Raw genomic sequence first — 14760 nt, 5'->3', positions numbered from 1 at the left:
AGGCAACTCTGAATACGCTGTAGGAAAATTCATCCTATGATTGGACGAAAGCGCAGATCCCATGACTGACATCGCCCCTCTGATCAAACGCTCCCTGGTCGATCAGGCCCTTGAGCAATTGCGCCTTCGCATCAGCCAAGGCGTCTGGGCCGTGGGTGAGCGGTTGCCCACCGAGCCTGAGTTGTCCGCTGAGCTGGGTATCAGCCGCAATACCGTGCGCGAAGCCATGCGTGTCTTGGCGTTTTCCGGGCTGATCGATATCCGTCAGGGCGACGGCAGTTATCTGCGCTCGATGACCGACCCACTGGGGACGATGCGTGCGTTGTCCCATTGCACCCTGGGGCAGGCGCAGGAAACGCGGCAGATTCTCGAGGTGGAGGCCGTCAGCCTGGCGGCGGTGCGTCGTACCGAAGAGGACCTCAACGGCCTGCGTGCGGCGCTCGAAGCCAGCGCCGTGTTGTACCACGGCGACTTGGAGGCCTATATCAGCGCCGACCTGGTGTTTCACACGCGCCTGGTGGACGCCGCGCATAACCCTGCGCTGAGCGAGTTGTACCAGTACTTTTCCGCCATCGTCAGCGCGCAATTGCGCCAGACCCTGAATATTTCGCCGCGTCGCCAGGCGGTGTTCGATCTGCATGTCGCCCTGCTCGACGCCGTGGAACACCAAGACCCGGAACGTGCCAAATCCCTCTGCCGGCAGTTGATCAATGAACCCTGAAACCCAGCGCCCCAGCGAACTCGAAGAACTGTTGATCGATGCCGAAGCCGACGATGAGGTCGTGCAGAACAGTCACCCGCCAGTGAGTCGCCCCTGGCTGTTGCTGCTGGGCCTGGTGCTGGTGGCGTTGAACCTGCGCCCGGCGCTGTCGAGCCTGTCGCCACTGCTCAATGACGTGTCCGCAAGCCTTGGGTTGTCGGCGGCCAAGGCGGGGTTGCTGACTACCTTGCCGGTGTTATGCCTGGGGCTGTTTGCCCCCACCGCACCGATCCTGGCCCGCCGCTTCGGCGCCGAGCGCGTGGTGCTGGGTGTCTTGCTGATGCTGGCTGCGGGCATCCTGCTGCGCAGTTCGCTGGGTGAAGTGGGGTTGTTCGCCGGTAGCCTGGTGGCCGGCGCGAGTATCGGCATCATCGGCGTGTTGTTGCCGGGTATCGTCAAGCGTGATTTCGCCCGGCAGGCAGGTGCCATGACCGGTGTCTACACCATGGCCCTGTGCCTGGGCGCGGCGCTGGCGGCTGGGGCTACGGTGCCGCTCAGCCAGCACTTTGGTGAGCGCTGGAGCATCGGGCTGGGCTTCTGGATTCTGCCGGCGTTGCTGGCCGCACTGTGCTGGCTGCCGCAGGTCGGTCAGAAGCATGGTGCCCATCGGGTGGCTTATCGGGTGAGCGGTTTGTTGCGCGATCCACTGGCCTGGCAAGTCACCTTGTACATGGGCCTGCAATCCTCCCTGGCGTACATCGTGTTTGGCTGGTTGCCGTCGATCCTGATCGACCGTGGCCTGAGTGCCACCGAAGCGGGGTTGGCGCTGTCGGGCTCCATCATCGTGCAATTGATCAGCTCCCTCGCCGCACCGTGGCTGGCCACACGCGGCAAGGACCAGCGCCTGGCCATCGTGGTGGTGATGGTGCTGACCCTCGGCGGCCTGTTCGGTTGCCTGTATGCACCCCTCGACGGGCTGTGGGGCTGGGCCATTCTGCTGGGGCTCGGGCAGGGCGGCACTTTCAGCCTGGCATTGACCTTGATTGTGCTGCGCTCGCGTGATGCGCATGTGGCGGCCAACCTGTCGAGCATGGCCCAGGGGATTGGTTACACCCTGGCTTCCATGGGCCCGTTCGCCGTCGGCCTGGTACATGACTGGACCGGCGGCTGGGCCGCCGTGGGCTGGATTTTCGCGGCACTCGGGCTCGGCGCCATTGTCGCCGGCCTGGGCGCCGGCCGGGCGTTGTATGTGGACGTGCGCAGTGAGAGGGTTGACGCCTAGAGCATGGGCTTGCGGCGCTAAGTTGAAGCCTGTGGCGAGGGAGCTTGCTCCCGTGGCGGCTAACCCGGCGTCCTGCCGGGTTACCCACGGATTCAAGCCTGTGTTCGGCCAGCGTGGTTTAACGGGGCGACTAAGATCAAGATCTAAAGCAAGATCAAAAACACTGCAAACAGCGCATCAGTGCCATCGTTTGTGTAGATACCCATGGGCCTAGAGGTAGACCACCTCCAGCGTGGCTGATCCATCCATCGGCGTTTCCGTGCTCAGGTCCAGGTTTTGTTTGGCATTGATCACCGCCTCGAGCTTCAAGGTGGTGCTCAGGTTCTGGATCGCTGACGGGCCGGCCACGCTGCCGAGCACGTCGGTGAAGCCCAGCAGGCTGCGCGAGCCGATATCGATCGGGTTGCTGTTGGCGGTGCGCCACGCCACACCGCCTGTGGTCGATTCGGTGCCGTAGATCTGCGGCAGGTCATCGACCACGGTTTGCTTGGGATCGAAGCTCACCGAATACACTCCGATCTTGCCGCCACTATTGTCCAGCCCCAGCCCGTAGTAAATCTCGCTGTTGACGTGGGCCGTGCCGTCGCGGTTATCGCGCATGCGCAGGGCATAGCGGCCAGGGGCGTTGCAGCTCACCGTCAGGGTCAGGTACTTGAGGGGCAGGCGGGTACCGGTCGCCTGGTTCAGGTCCTTTTGCGAAATCTTGCCGAAGTCGACCAAGCCACCCCCAGGCAGCAGCGGCGTGCAGGCCATGGGCGTGATCAAGCCGGTGACGGTCAGTTCGACGGTGGACGCGGCGTTGGCCAAGGTGTAGGTGCCCAGCAACGTCAAGGCCGCGATGGGTATCAGGTAGGCGTTCATGGGGTGCTCCTCTAGAGGTAGTTGATTTCGAGGGTGGCCGAGCCGTCGAGATGCACTTCGCTGCCCAGGTCCAGGGAGCCCAGGGGCGCGAGTACCGCTTCGAGGTTCAGCGTGGCGTTGAGGTTTTGAATGGCGATGGGGCCGCCGACGCTGCCGGCCTGGGCGGTGAACCCCAGGTATCGGTTGGCTGCAATCGGCAGTGGGGTTGCACTGGCGCTGCTCCACGGCTGGGACCCGGTGGCGGAGTCGGTTCGGTAGAGTTGAGCGACGTTATCGGCGGTCATCTGCGATGGGTCGAAGGTCAGCCGGTAGCGGCCGATCTTCTGTTGCCTGGCGTCCAGCCCAAGACCGTAGGTGCTGTCGTCGGCCACGCCGGTGGCCGAGCCCTGGCGGTTATCCTGCATGTGCATGGCGAAGGCGGTCGGGGCGTCGCACGTGACGTTCAGCACCACTGTACGCGGGGCCAGCGGTGTTTCCTGATGCTGATTGAGGTCAATGACCGACAGTTTGCCCAGGTTCACATTGCCGCCGTTGGACAGGCTCGGGGTACAGGCGGCCGGGGCAAACTGCGCAAGCAGGCTGACCTCCCGCGACCGTCCGGCGCCGCGGGCGTCGAACAGCCCGCTGGTTTCCCAGGTGACGGCTTCACGCACGCGGGAGGCCTCTTCACGGGCCCAGGCGCTGGCGTCGATTTGCACCGACAGGCTGCGCCCGGTTACGGGCATGCCGCCGCGCATTGGCACTATGCCGTGTTCCGGGCGCCAAGCCAGGGCCGTGGCGACTGTTACGGCGGGCTGGCCTGGCCCTGCCGATAAACCCAGCTCCACCGCCTGGCCATCGAGCACGGCATCGCTGGCTGTCAGGCCGTAGCTGCCACGCTCGGTGAAGCGAAACCGCTCCACACCCGCGCCGAGGCCACGATAAAACACGCTCATGTCCGTCGGCTGCGGGCAGTTCAGGGTGAGCCTTGTGCGGCGCTCACCCAGTAGCCGCTCACCGCTTGGGACAAGGGCGAGGGCGCGGTTCATCAAGCCGAAGTCCAGGCGGTTTTCGCTCAGGTTCAGTTGGCATTCCTCCGCGCCCAACGCACTGGCGCTCAGCAGCAGAAAACCCAGGGGAAACAAGGCAGCTTTCATGGTGATGGTCCTCATGGCGTCAGGCAGTGCGCGGGCGCGGTTTCGAAATACACGTTCGGATCGCCGGCCTTCGGCAAGGCAAAATCCAAGCGGCAGCGAGGCTGGTCGGGGGCCTTGACCCACAACGGGCGTTGATCCAATGCATTGGGTAAAAACACCTGACTGCCTTCCTGAACCAGCGTCACGAACTCACCATTTTCAGTGCTCACTGCCGCACCTCGCGGCAACGGCCGGCCATCGGCGGTGGTCACGCTCAGCAGCACGCGGCGCGTCAGGCTGACGCCGAACTGCAGCTTGTCGACGCTGCCCCGGCCGGCGGTCAGTACCGCCAAACCGTTGCTGATATCGGCGTTGCGTGGCAGTGAGCGGGTTTGTACTTCCACCGGGCTACGGCCATAGGCGGCCAGTTGCGGTGCCACGGCCTGGCCTTGCCAGTCGGTCCACACCGGGCCGCTTGGGGTCGACAGTTTGATCCCGGCCATCTCTCCCACCGAAACCACGGCAAAGGTGTCGCGCACCGGGTACGGCGAGAACGTCACACCGTCACCGTGCAGCACCACACCGCCGCGGGCGCCGCCTTGATAGCTGGAGCGCTGGTCTTCGGAGCGGGTGTAGTTGAAGTCCAACTGGCTGTAGTAGGGCAGTGCCGAGACCCCCAGGGACGACTCCACTTCGCGGTCGCGGCTGTCGCGTTCTACGCCGACACGGTAGGCCAGTTGGTCGTTGACCTGCTCGCTCATGCCCACGCCGACGCGGTGCTCGCCGCCCGTATTGCGCGCCCAGGCGCGGCCTCTGCGGTTTTCACCGAGGGGCAGGCTGATGTTCAAGTAAAGGCTGTCGTCGCTTTGCTGCCGGCCGCCTACCTGCCACTCGGCGCTGGCGGAAACCGACACCCCACCCACCGATGTGCCCCATGACGCCAGCGCCCGGCTGCTGCTGTAACCGGCATACGACGCGGAGCGTGACACCCCCGCGCTGAAGGCGCCCAGCCACGGGCTGGCCCACGATGCGGTGAGGCTTTGCTGATCGCGATAGCGTGAACGTTCCTGCTCGTGGGTGTAGCGCGAATAGGTCGACTCATCGAGGTCGCGGTAGCCCAGTGAACGCCACGAGGCGGCGGTGGTGATTGCCCAGTTGTCGCTCAGCTGTTGCGACCAGGAGAGGTCGGTCTGCACACCTTGCTCGTTGCCCACACGCGTGGCTTGTGCGCCCTGCACGGTAAATTGCAGCTGGGTCTCCGGGCGCGGTAACCAGCCCAGGTTCATGCCGGCGGCACGATACGCATCGGCGATCAATCCGCCACCGCCGACGCTCACCTGGGAAAGCAATGCACCATTCCAACCGGCACTGACCACCCAGGGTTCGGCACCGTCGCTGTTGCCGATCTGGCGCACGCGGCCCGCCGCCACGGCATAACCCGGCGCCGGCAGGCCCAGGCCGAGCATGGCGGCCGGGACGGTAAAACGGCGTTCTTCGCCATGGGTTTCCTTGACCGTGACCTCCACGTCGGAGCGACTGTTCAAGCGGCGTACATCGGTCAGGGAAAACGGCCCGGCGGGCACCACCGTCGAGTGGATCAACGCGCCGTTCTGGCGCACCTCGACCTGCGCCGGGCTGTTGGCGATGCCGGTAATGGTCGCGCCTTGGTTCTGGTCTTGCAGGGCGGTTTCGTTAAGCACCTGCGCGCCGGTTATCTGTGTGCCTGCCAGCACCGGGTTATAGAGGCTGATCTGCCCGGCCTGGAACACCGACTGTTGTTCGGCGAAGGTGCGCTGGGCATAGGCGTCCAGGTGGGTGGTGCGCGAGATTTTGTCTTGCCAGGTCTGCACCTGGCGGCTGCGCACGATCCAATCGCCGGCGTTGAAACCCACTTCGGTGTTGGCCGATGCAAAACGGCTGCTGCTGCCTGCGGATTGGTTATGCAGGCCAGTCAGGTCGTAGTTGAGCAAACCGGCGAAACCGCCGCTCTGATAGCCGGACACATCCTGCACCGCTGGGCGAAGGGCTTCGCCGGGCACGATCAGGGCGAGCAGCAAAGCGGCCGGGTCTTGCTCGATAACAGTTTGTGGGTAGGCGGCCAGGAAATCCTGGCAGGCGGCGTCTGCATCCAACACCACCAAGTTACCGGCATCCAGCAGAGGTCGGTCGAAACACAGAGCGCCCTCGCGGTCGAATGCCACGTCGATCCGGCCTCGGCGTTGGCCGTTGATGCTGAGGTTGACGGCGTGTCGCCCAGGGGTGAAGCGCGGCGCGTCCAGCAGCAGGTTGGCCAGCTCGGGGTCGATACCGCGTTGGGACAACGTTTGTGGATCGAACAGCCCGACTTTTGTCGGCTCGTCGGCCAAGGGCTCATTGGCGGGCCAGAGGGCGCCGAGTGTCAGTGCCAGGCCGGCCAGCAGGGGGCGGCGGGGTGAAACGACGGGCATGGCTTCGCCGTCGCGGTCAGTCATTACTGTGCTCACAAGGTCGTACTCGAGAGTGGAGGCAGACTGGCTGAATTCAGGGCCAGGCTTCCCGGTGGCCTTCGATGAGGCCACTTCTTTATTTGAGGGTTGGCGCGGTGTGACCGTCGCCTGTTCTTATAGGTTGAGCGCCGCGTCGTAGGGCGCAACGGCAAAGCCGTAGGTAGTCGCAGGTTGCAGTCGCACCGTGTCTGCCGTTGTCGCGCTGACATTGATGCTCAGGGTTTCCCCCGGCAACACATAGGTGCGTGGCAACAGCGCCGAGCTGTCGCCGGGCAGTAGCCGCAGTTCCTGGGCCAGGCGCACGACGTAGGGGGTCGGGTTGCTCACGGTCAGCTGGTTTTTTTCCAAGCGCCAGACCAGACCTTCCCATGGGGTGCGGTTGGGAGCCAGGCCCTTGGGATGGATGATCACCGGCAGGTTCTGGCGCACGGTCACGCCCACCCGCGCATGCCCGGCCTGGGCCTGCGAACGTCCCTGGGGCATGCCTTCGAAGATCACCCGCTTCAAGCGTTGCGTGGTCAAGGGTTGGGTCGATTGCAGAATGAAGCGCACCAACTGGCTTTTGGAGGACTCCACCCGCGCCAGAGGCGGGGTGACAAACAGCAGCGGCTCGGTGTCCTCGGGGTTGTCTTCCAGGGTGACGTGCAGCAACGCAAGCTTGCCATCGGTATTGGTCACCGACACCGAGGCTTCACCCTCGGCTTCGTAGACAATGATCACCGACGTGTCCGGGACCATACCGTCAGCCACGGCTGGGTGGCTGAGCAGCAAGAGAAAAGCGCCGATGCATCGACGTAGTGTTTGAAAGGAGAAACCAGGGAAGGTTGGCATGGCTACATATACCTAAGGTCGAGCACGATAGAGCCGTCCAGCGGCACTTCCTGATTGAGGGTCAGGAACGCTGCGGCGTTGATCGACGTGTTGATGTTCAAGGTGGCGTTCAGCAGGCGATGAGGTTCCGGCACCAGGGTGCCGAGCCTGGCAAAGCCCATGTAGTTGTCGGGGTAGGCGTTGGATTCGGGGAACCAGGTCAGGCCCTGATTGCTGGAGGCCAGCACCAGTACCCGCGAGCCGTCGGCCATGACGTCACGAAAGGCGATTGAGACAGTGCCCAGGCGTTCGCCTGGGGCGTGGATGTTGTGGCCCAAACCGTAATAGAACCCAGGGCCCAGGGAGGAGTCTGCGCGGTTGTCCAGACCTACCAGCACAAACAGAACCGGCTCGTTGCAGCTTACGCCCAGGTCCAATGTCTGCATGGGCAGTGCGCTGAATTCGTATTGATTGAGGCTGCGGGCCGGGACCCTGCCATGGTCGACGATGCCGTTGTCCGACAGGGTGACCTCACAGGCACTGGGGGTGATCAGCCCCGTGACATCGAGGACAGTGCTGGAGGATGCCCGTGCGGGTTGGCTGATACTGAACAGGTAAAGCAAGGCCAGCAGGCCTGAAGTCAGGTTCTTCATGGAAACGGTTCACCGGGAGCCTGAAGTATCGAGGGGGCAGAGGCTGCACCCCCTCTCAGGTGGTTTAAATGCGCAGCGACAGGTTCGCCACTCCTGGGTTTACAGGTAACGCACCGTCAGGGTCACGGAGGCATCGATCGCGGCTTCATTGTTAAGGGTCAATTGGCTGCTGGGCGCAATCCTGGGCTCGATGACCAGCTGTGAGACCAGTGTCTGCACCGGCATGGGGGCGACGGTAGCGGCGTCGGCGACTGAAATGAGGTTGTGACGCATCAGGTGGCGCTCGACAAACCAGGTCAAGCCACCGTCATCGGAGCCAATGGTCCGGGCGGCGACGCTGTCGGCAATAGGGTTCAGCAAGCGCAGGGTCATGGCGCCAAGTTTCTCTGTGCCGTTGATCAGGCCCAGGCCGAAATCCATCATGTTGTTTTCGAAGTCGGAGCCTTCGCGGTTGTCCTTGCTCTCCAGTGCCATCAGGGTCGCGGCGTCGCAGATGACCGTTAAGTCGACGGTTTTTGCCTCAAGGGGGGTGGGTTGCGTGGTGTTCAGATCCTTCGCGGAAATTTTGCCGTAGTCCACCGTCTGCGCAGACAGGCTCGGCTCGCAGGAGCTGGGGGTGATCAGGCCGACGACGCTCAGGTCAACATTGGAGGCGGCGAAAATACTGGTACTGCTGGCCAGGAGCAGGCCGGCAAGCAGGGGTTTGATGGCTTTATTCATGTTGGGTCTCCAGAAAAAGGAATGGCAATTACCAGTACTTGAGCTGCAACGTGGCGTGACCGTCGATCGGCAACTCATCCAGCAAGGTCAGGTCGCTCGCCGGTGCGATCACCGTGTAGGCGCGCAGGCGTGCGTTCAGGTCCTTCACTGCGATAGGTATGTAGGCGCTGCTGGCGGCGGAAAATGCAGTCAAGGCCGCGTGCCCCAGGTAAGACGAGGGGCCCCAGGTGGTGCCGCCATCACGAGACATAATGGTTTGCACAGGCGCGTTGTCGGCGATCGCTTCAAACAGCCCGAACGAGACGGCGCCGAGTTTCTGGTCGTCGTTGACCATGCCCAGGCCGTGCATCGAGCGTGGGTTGACGGCGGCGGTGCCGGCGCGGTTATCCACCGTGGTCAGGGTGAACAGTGTGGCGCCTTCGCAATGCACTTCCAGATCCATCTCACCGGTTTGCAGGCGAGTGGGAAGGACGGGGTCGAGGTCGCGCGCGGTCAATTTGCCGTGGTCGACGACGCCATCGTTCGACAGGGTCGGAGTGCAAGACGCGGGGGTAATGGTCCCGGAGACGCTCAAGTCCATACTGCTGCTTGCAAAAGCGCTGGGCGTGCAGGCCGCCAGCAGAATGGCGAGCGCGGCGCAGGGGGTTCTATCCATGGGCACAGATCCTTGTGAATGGGGGTTGGGTTGACGGTCAGAGGTACAGCACGTCCAGTGAAGCGCTGCCGTCCAGAGGGACTTCCTCATTCAGCGTCAGGGTGCGGGTAGGAGCAATGTGAGTAGTGATGGTCAGGTCGACGGTCACGCTGCGCAGCGCCGTAGGAAAGTGCGGGCCGCTGCCGAGGGTGTCGCTGAACGCATTCCAGTAGCGATGCCCCATATAGCTGCCTGCGGAGTTCATCAACCAGGTTTGGCCTTGGTCAGAGGATAACAGGGGGTACACGGCAACTTCCGAGACCGGGTTGAGCAGGTCTATGGAATAGCTGCCCAGTTTCTCGTTGCCGTTGATCAGACCCAGGCCGTAGTTGTGGTCGAGGAAGAAGTGGGCCGACCCCAGGCGGTTGTCTTTGCCGTTCAAGGCAAACAGGGTTGCGGCCTCGCAACTCACGTTCAGTTGCAGCGTGACAGGCGTGAGTTTGGTTGAGTTGTCGACCAATAGATCCTTGGACGCGATCTTGCCGTAGTCCACCGTACCGTCCTGAGACAAGGTGGGGACGCAGGCGCTGGGGGTAATGCTGCCTTTGACGGTCAGGTCGACACTGCTGGCAGCCAGCGCCCAAGGGCAAGTGAGCAGCAGCACACTGCCTGCAAGGGCTGCGAAAGAGGCTTTCATGGGAAAACGTATTCCTGTGCAAGGTTCAGGGGCAGATAGAGCGCGCGGAGAAGTTGCCCATTGGATTTAGAGTTATCGAGGGGCGCGCGCTGTTATTGGTAAAGCGGGGGGAATTTATCGCCGGGACCGTGCGGGGTGAATGCAACTATTACGATAGTGCGAGCAACGCTGTAATGCTGCTCGACGAGGGCGTTTTAATTCGGGAAAAAATACCGTTGTCGTAGTTGTTGTATCGCCTTGGCCAGTTCATTTGGATACGTTTCGCGCTTTTTTCGCCTTTACTCAAGCTCAGTGGGTGGCGAAACTTTCTGAGCGAGAAGTTCCAGTGCAGTTGTCAGAAAAGTCGGCGATGTGTCGTCGTCTCCTGGCGTCAGGCAAGGCTTGGTGAGCTTATCGCTCTGCATGAGGTCACTATGCGGGGCAATAAACCAGGCGGTGGGCCGCCTAAGCCATCGTCGGCGGACGATCTGCCCGGTCATTGGCGGCACGCCAAGGTCTTGGTGGTCGACGATCACGCGACTTATCGGCTGCTGATGAGCGGGTTGCTGGACAAGCTCGGTGTCGCCCATCGAGTGGTCAACAACGGGCAGGCGGCGCTGGATAGTCTGGCCACCGACGTGTTCGACCTGGTCATCAGCGATTGCCGCATGCCGGTCATGGACGGCTATACCATGACCCGCGAACTGCGACGCCGCGAACGCGAGGCCGGGAATGCGCGGGTGCCGGTGATTGCCTTGACCGCACGGCTGGACCCCGAGGACGTCCGTCATTGCCTGGCTTGTGAAATGGATGGCTGGCTGAGCAAGCCGGTATCGCTGGCCCGGTTGCGCGAAGTGTTGATGCAGTGGCTATCGGATGCACACGTCCATGCCCGCCAAGCCCCTCGCGGGCCGGCCAACTCTCGGTGCGAGCCGCGCCCGACCCGCGCCAGCCTGGTCGCCACGTTCGGCGCCTGGGAGGTTGTCGAGCAGATGTTGCGCAGCCTGATCGACGAAGCCCGGAACGACCTGGCAGGTCTGGCCCTGGCCCAGGCGAGTCTGGATGCCGCATTGACCGCCCACCACTTGCACCGCCTGGTGGGGGGCGTGGCGTTTCTCGGTGCGACGCCGCTTGAACCGCAGGCGGTGCGGCTGATGGACGACGTACAGCGTTCGGGCGTGGCTGACTGTGCTGTGGCGCTGGGCATATTTCGTGAGGATGTGGAACGTTACCTACAGTACTTGGGGAAACTTCAACTTGATAAATGAAGGAGTTTTCCATTCTGTTATGTAGTACTTTTCTGTATGTATTTTCTTTTAATTGTGTAGGTGTTAATGCCGGCCTCCAGAAGTATGGGGCAATAGCCTGTCAGCCGTGTTTATTGACGGTTGTTGCCTGCGACAGGGCGATGTATTTTGATTGCTACTTATTTGCCATCATGGATATTACCGATGCTCCGCATAATTATTGCTGACGATCACCCTATTGTTCGCGTAGGGCAGAGAGTGGTGATTGAGGCGAGTGGTAAGTGCAAGGTCGTGGGCGAGGCCAACGGGCCGGACGAATTGCTGGCGTTGGTGGGCAGTGTGCCCTGTGATGTGATAGTGACGGACTTTGCGATGCCCGGCGACCAACAGGCCGACGGTTATGGATTACTTGGGTTGTTGCATCGGCGCTACCCCAGGTTGCCGGTGATACTGGTGACCATGTTTGCCAACGTCGCGACCCTGCGCACGGCGTTGTCCCACGGTGCAAGGGCGGTAGTGGCCAAGAGCGCCTCGGCCAGGGAGTTGCCCCAGGCCCTGCAAACCGTGGTGCAGGGGCGTACCTTTGTCAGTGAATGCCTGCGTGCCCAGCTTGACCAGGCGCAACCGGCACAGACCCCCAGGCTGTCCGGCAAGGAACAGGAAGTGGTGCGCATGCTTGCCAGCGGCATGACCGTCAGCCAGATTGCCGCGCGGGTCAACCGCAGTATCTCCACTATCAGCAAACAGAAAAGCACGGCCATGCACCGGCTGTGCATTTCCACGGATGTGGATTTGTTTGCTTATGCTCGTGAAGCGGGAATGGTGCCCTGATAGTTGCGGTTTTATGACGTTAGTGTGCTGGGTGTATTCGTATTACTTGTATTTGGTTTAACTCGCTCGTGCTTTAAAGTTTGCCTGTCCTCTCATCCTTAGTGTGGTGGGAGTCTACATTCCTAGTCTATTAATTGAGTCGAACTTGCAGGGTGGCGACGCATGTTTGCTGCCCCGCTTATAATCGACCGTAAGCGAGCATTGATATGCAACAGTCTCAACTAATGATTGCCGCAGCGCTGATGCTGGCCGGTGTTTCCACGGTATCGGCTGCTTCAAGCGTGGACCTGAGCGTTACCGGCAAGATCACCCCGGCCGCGTGTACGCCGTTATTGTCCAATGGTGGCCTTGTCGACCACGGCAAGATATCCGTCCAGGATCTCAATCCCCGGGGCAATACCCAACTGCCGGATGCCACGCTGACGCTTGAAGTGAACTGCGAAGCGAGCACCACCCTGGCCATCAAGGTCACCGATAACCGTTCCGGCACCGTCAGCTACAACAACGGGACCGCTTCATTCTTTGGACTCGGCCTGGCCGCCAATGACAAGAAAATCGGCTGGTATGAAGTGAGGATGAACAACGCCACGGCGGACGGTGAACTGCGTGAGGTGATCGAATCGGTCGATGGCAGCACCTGGCTGTACGCCGGCACCCTCTGGCAGCCTGATTGGCTGCGTTCGTTGAACGGGGCGAGCGGTTCCTACGCGCCATTGCCGATGCAAACCTTCAAGGCTGACCTGGCGATTGCCACCTGGATCACCGACAAGACCACGCTGCCGGTCGCCGAAGAAATCCTCATCGACGGCAGCGCCACGCTGGACGTTGTCTACCTGTAACCCGCCCACACATCACTCATGCCCCTGGCGAATGACCGTGGCTTTCCCCGGCCGCGCGGATTATCGTGCGCTCCTATCAACAACAACGATTCAGGGAGCTGCACATGAGTGATGCCCATACCGCGTTGATCACCCGTTTCTACCAGGCGTTCCAACGCCTGGACGCCGAGGCCATGGCCGCCTGCTATACCGATGACGTGGTCTTCAGTGACCCGGCCTTTGGCGAACTGCGTGGCCGGGATGCCGGCGACATGTGGCGCATGCTCACCACCCGCGCCAAGGATTTTTCCCTGACCTTCGACAACGTGCGCAGCGATGAGCATAGCGGCGGCGCGCATTGGGTGGCGACGTATCTGTTCAGCGCCACCGGCAACACGGTGGTCAACGATATCCAGGCGCGTTTCGTGTTTCGTGATGGCAAGATCTGCGAGCACCACGACCATTTCGACCTGTGGCGCTGGTCGCGCCAGGCATTGGGCACCAAGGGCCTGTTGCTGGGCTGGACGCCCTTGGTGAAAAACGCCGTGCGGGCTCAGGCACTCAAAGGCCTGAAGGCATTTCAGGCCAGTCGTTGATAAGCTGCGGGCTTTTTTGCATGGCCGAATCCTGCTGTGAACACGCCTGACCCCAAACCCTGGTTTGTCTACCTGGTACGCGCCGCCAATGGCGCGTTGTATTGCGGCATCAGCAACGACCCGGTGCGCCGGTTCGCGATGCACCAGAGCGGCAAGGGCGCGCGGTTTTTTCTCTCCAGCCCCGCCGTGGCGCTGGTGTACACCGAAGTGTGTGCAAGCAAAGCCGACGCCTTGCGTCAGGAACGCCTGATCAAAAAACTCAAGAAAAGCGCCAAGGAGTGCCTGGCGGCGAGTGGCTCATCACCCTGACTGATAGTTTCCCATCACGCCATCGTGACGTTTTGCGCGCTAAGCTGACGGCTCATTTGTTGTAAATGGACTCCAGCATGTCAGCGCTCATCCTGCATCATTACCCGACGTCACCCTTCGCGGAAAAAGCTCGGCTATTGCTGGGTTTCAAGGGCCTCTCCTGGCACTCAGTGCTCATTTCGCCGGTGATGCCCAAACCGGACCTGACCGCGTTGACCGGTGGCTATCGAAAAACGCCGGTGTTGCAAGTCGGGGCCGATGTTTATTGCGACACGGCGTTGATCGCGCGCCGGTTGGAGCAGGAAAAGTCCTCGCCGGTGCTATTTCCCCTCGGCCAGGAAATGATCACCCAGACCTTCGCCACCTGGGCCGACAGCGTGGTGTTTGCGCATGCCGTCAGCCTGGTCTTCCAGCCTGAATCGGTGGCGGTGCGTTTCGCCAAGTTGTCGCCAGAGGCAATCAAGGCGTTTATCGCCGACCGCGCCGCACTCTTCAGTGGCGGCACGGCCAATAAACTGCCCGCCGAACTGGCCAAGCACCAATGGCCGGCAATCATGGCGCGCCTGGAGCAGCAGTTGCAGCGCGAAGAGGGCGACTTTCTGTTCGGCGAGCCGTCGATCGCCGACTTCGCCCTGGCCCACCCGATGTGGTTTCTCAATGCTACGCCGGTGACTGCGCCGTTGGTGGACGCCTACCCTGCAGTAGTGGCCTGGCTGGGCCGTGTGCTGGGCTTCGGTCACGGTAATGCCAGCCAGATGACCGCCGAACAGGCATTGGAGATCGCCCGCAACGCGACCCCGGCACCTTTGCCCGATGAGGTGTTCGAGGACTTGAACGGCTTCAAGCCGGGCCAGCAGGTCAGCATTGCGGCGACTGACTACGGCGTCGACCCGGTAGCCGGTGAACTGTTGTTTGCCGGCCGCGAAGAGCTGATCCTGCGCCGCACTGACGAACGCGCCGGGACTGTGCATGTGCATTTCCCGCGCTTTGGCTTTCGCATCCAGGCGTCATAGATAAAATTA

Annotated in this window: 16 protein-coding genes; 8 read left to right on the top strand and 8 right to left on the bottom strand. The window is 62.0% G+C overall.

Annotation, left to right across the window (positions count from 1 at the left end):
- Positions 1-61: 61 nt before the first annotated feature.
- Entirely contained in the window at positions 62-721 is a 660-nt protein-coding gene (locus tag JBE38_RS14590; RefSeq protein WP_205344552.1) for a FadR/GntR family transcriptional regulator, read from the top strand.
- Entirely contained in the window at positions 711-1982 is a 1272-nt protein-coding gene (locus JBE38_RS14585; protein WP_205344551.1) for a CynX/NimT family MFS transporter, read from the top strand. The genes JBE38_RS14590 and JBE38_RS14585 overlap by 11 nt, the downstream gene beginning before the upstream one ends.
- Positions 1983-2192: 210 nt before the next feature.
- Here the strand turns inward: JBE38_RS14585 and JBE38_RS14580 are convergent, their stop codons facing one another.
- From JBE38_RS14580 to JBE38_RS14545, 8 genes are all read right to left on the bottom strand, one after another.
- Positions 2193-2843 carry a DUF1120 domain-containing protein gene (locus JBE38_RS14580; RefSeq protein WP_060753855.1) on the bottom strand — a complete coding sequence of 217 codons (651 nt, stop codon included), beginning with the start codon at positions 2841-2843 and terminating at the stop codon, positions 2193-2195.
- A gap of 11 nt (positions 2844-2854) precedes the next feature.
- Entirely contained in the window at positions 2855-3979 is a 1125-nt protein-coding gene (locus tag JBE38_RS14575; protein ID WP_205344550.1) for a DUF1120 domain-containing protein, read from the bottom strand.
- Between the two features lie 11 nt (positions 3980-3990).
- The gene (locus JBE38_RS14570; protein ID WP_205344549.1) at positions 3991-6429 is read right to left on the bottom strand and encodes a fimbria/pilus outer membrane usher protein; all 2439 of its coding nucleotides are present in this window, start codon (positions 6427-6429) and stop codon (positions 3991-3993) included.
- A gap of 129 nt (positions 6430-6558) precedes the next feature.
- Positions 6559-7275 (bottom strand): fimbria/pilus chaperone family protein, encoded by a 717-nt coding sequence (locus JBE38_RS14565; protein ID WP_198760474.1) that lies wholly within the window; start codon positions 7273-7275, stop codon positions 6559-6561.
- Between the two features lie 2 nt (positions 7276-7277).
- Positions 7278-7907: a DUF1120 domain-containing protein gene (locus tag JBE38_RS14560; protein WP_090366622.1), complete on the bottom strand. Its 630-nt coding sequence runs from the start codon at positions 7905-7907 to the stop codon at positions 7278-7280.
- A 99-nt stretch (positions 7908-8006) separates the two neighbouring features.
- A complete protein-coding gene (locus tag JBE38_RS14555) occupies positions 8007-8627 on the bottom strand; it encodes a DUF1120 domain-containing protein (protein ID WP_161548225.1) in 621 nt (206 codons plus the stop codon).
- Between the two features lie 28 nt (positions 8628-8655).
- A complete protein-coding gene (locus JBE38_RS14550) occupies positions 8656-9282 on the bottom strand; it encodes a DUF1120 domain-containing protein (RefSeq protein WP_161548224.1) in 627 nt (208 codons plus the stop codon).
- A 37-nt stretch (positions 9283-9319) separates the two neighbouring features.
- Positions 9320-9958: a DUF1120 domain-containing protein gene (locus tag JBE38_RS14545; RefSeq protein WP_205344548.1), complete on the bottom strand. Its 639-nt coding sequence runs from the start codon at positions 9956-9958 to the stop codon at positions 9320-9322.
- A 413-nt stretch (positions 9959-10371) separates the two neighbouring features.
- Here JBE38_RS14545 and JBE38_RS14540 point away from each other — a divergent pair, with 413 nt between their 5' ends.
- From JBE38_RS14540 to JBE38_RS14515, 6 genes are all read left to right on the top strand, one after another.
- A complete protein-coding gene (locus tag JBE38_RS14540; RefSeq protein ID WP_205344547.1) occupies positions 10372-11205 on the top strand; it encodes a response regulator in 834 nt (277 codons plus the stop codon).
- 183 nt (positions 11206-11388) lie between these two features.
- On the top strand, positions 11389-12015 hold the full coding sequence (locus JBE38_RS14535; protein ID WP_090366613.1) for a response regulator transcription factor: 627 nt from the start codon (positions 11389-11391) through the stop codon (positions 12013-12015).
- Between the two features lie 206 nt (positions 12016-12221).
- Positions 12222-12854, top strand: a complete 633-nt coding sequence (locus JBE38_RS14530; RefSeq protein WP_205344546.1) for a DUF1120 domain-containing protein — start codon at positions 12222-12224, stop codon at positions 12852-12854.
- Between the two features lie 104 nt (positions 12855-12958).
- Positions 12959-13429 carry a nuclear transport factor 2 family protein gene (locus JBE38_RS14525; protein ID WP_104995584.1) on the top strand — a complete coding sequence of 157 codons (471 nt, stop codon included), beginning with the start codon at positions 12959-12961 and terminating at the stop codon, positions 13427-13429.
- Between the two features lie 36 nt (positions 13430-13465).
- Complete coding sequence (locus tag JBE38_RS14520) at positions 13466-13738, top strand: GIY-YIG nuclease family protein (RefSeq protein WP_060753844.1); 273 nt, start codon at positions 13466-13468, stop codon at positions 13736-13738.
- Positions 13739-13815: 77 nt separating this feature from the next.
- On the top strand, positions 13816-14751 hold the full coding sequence (locus JBE38_RS14515; protein ID WP_205344545.1) for a glutathione S-transferase family protein: 936 nt from the start codon (positions 13816-13818) through the stop codon (positions 14749-14751).
- Positions 14752-14760 lie beyond the last annotated feature (9 nt).

Origin of the sequence: Pseudomonas sp. ICBG1301 (genome assembly GCF_016918385.1) — a bacterium.
In the GTDB taxonomy this organism is placed as follows: domain Bacteria; phylum Pseudomonadota; class Gammaproteobacteria; order Pseudomonadales; family Pseudomonadaceae; genus Aquipseudomonas; species Aquipseudomonas palleroniana.
The sequence above is the reverse complement of the archived record's forward strand: the minus strand, read 5'-3'. Positions and strand labels throughout refer to the sequence as shown.

Coding starts and splice junctions, on each gene's coding strand:
- JBE38_RS14555 (WP_161548225.1), bottom strand. CDS start 8,627: ATGAATAAAGCCATCAAACCCCTGCTTGCCGGCCTGCTCCTGGCCAGC.
- JBE38_RS14515 (WP_205344545.1), top strand. CDS start 13,816: ATGTCAGCGCTCATCCTGCATCATTACCCGACGTCACCCTTCGCGGAA.
- JBE38_RS14525 (WP_104995584.1), top strand. CDS start 12,959: ATGAGTGATGCCCATACCGCGTTGATCACCCGTTTCTACCAGGCGTTC.
- JBE38_RS14550 (WP_161548224.1), bottom strand. CDS start 9,282: ATGGATAGAACCCCCTGCGCCGCGCTCGCCATTCTGCTGGCGGCCTGC.
- JBE38_RS14565 (WP_198760474.1), bottom strand. CDS start 7,275: ATGCCAACCTTCCCTGGTTTCTCCTTTCAAACACTACGTCGATGCATC.
- JBE38_RS14535 (WP_090366613.1), top strand. CDS start 11,389: ATGCTCCGCATAATTATTGCTGACGATCACCCTATTGTTCGCGTAGGG.
- JBE38_RS14585 (WP_205344551.1), top strand. CDS start 711: ATGAACCCTGAAACCCAGCGCCCCAGCGAACTCGAAGAACTGTTGATC.
- JBE38_RS14590 (WP_205344552.1), top strand. CDS start 62: ATGACTGACATCGCCCCTCTGATCAAACGCTCCCTGGTCGATCAGGCC.
- JBE38_RS14530 (WP_205344546.1), top strand. CDS start 12,222: ATGCAACAGTCTCAACTAATGATTGCCGCAGCGCTGATGCTGGCCGGT.
- JBE38_RS14545 (WP_205344548.1), bottom strand. CDS start 9,958: ATGAAAGCCTCTTTCGCAGCCCTTGCAGGCAGTGTGCTGCTGCTCACT.
- JBE38_RS14540 (WP_205344547.1), top strand. CDS start 10,372: ATGCGGGGCAATAAACCAGGCGGTGGGCCGCCTAAGCCATCGTCGGCG.
- JBE38_RS14575 (WP_205344550.1), bottom strand. CDS start 3,979: ATGAAAGCTGCCTTGTTTCCCCTGGGTTTTCTGCTGCTGAGCGCCAGT.
- JBE38_RS14580 (WP_060753855.1), bottom strand. CDS start 2,843: ATGAACGCCTACCTGATACCCATCGCGGCCTTGACGTTGCTGGGCACC.
- JBE38_RS14560 (WP_090366622.1), bottom strand. CDS start 7,907: ATGAAGAACCTGACTTCAGGCCTGCTGGCCTTGCTTTACCTGTTCAGT.
- JBE38_RS14570 (WP_205344549.1), bottom strand. CDS start 6,429: ATGACTGACCGCGACGGCGAAGCCATGCCCGTCGTTTCACCCCGCCGC.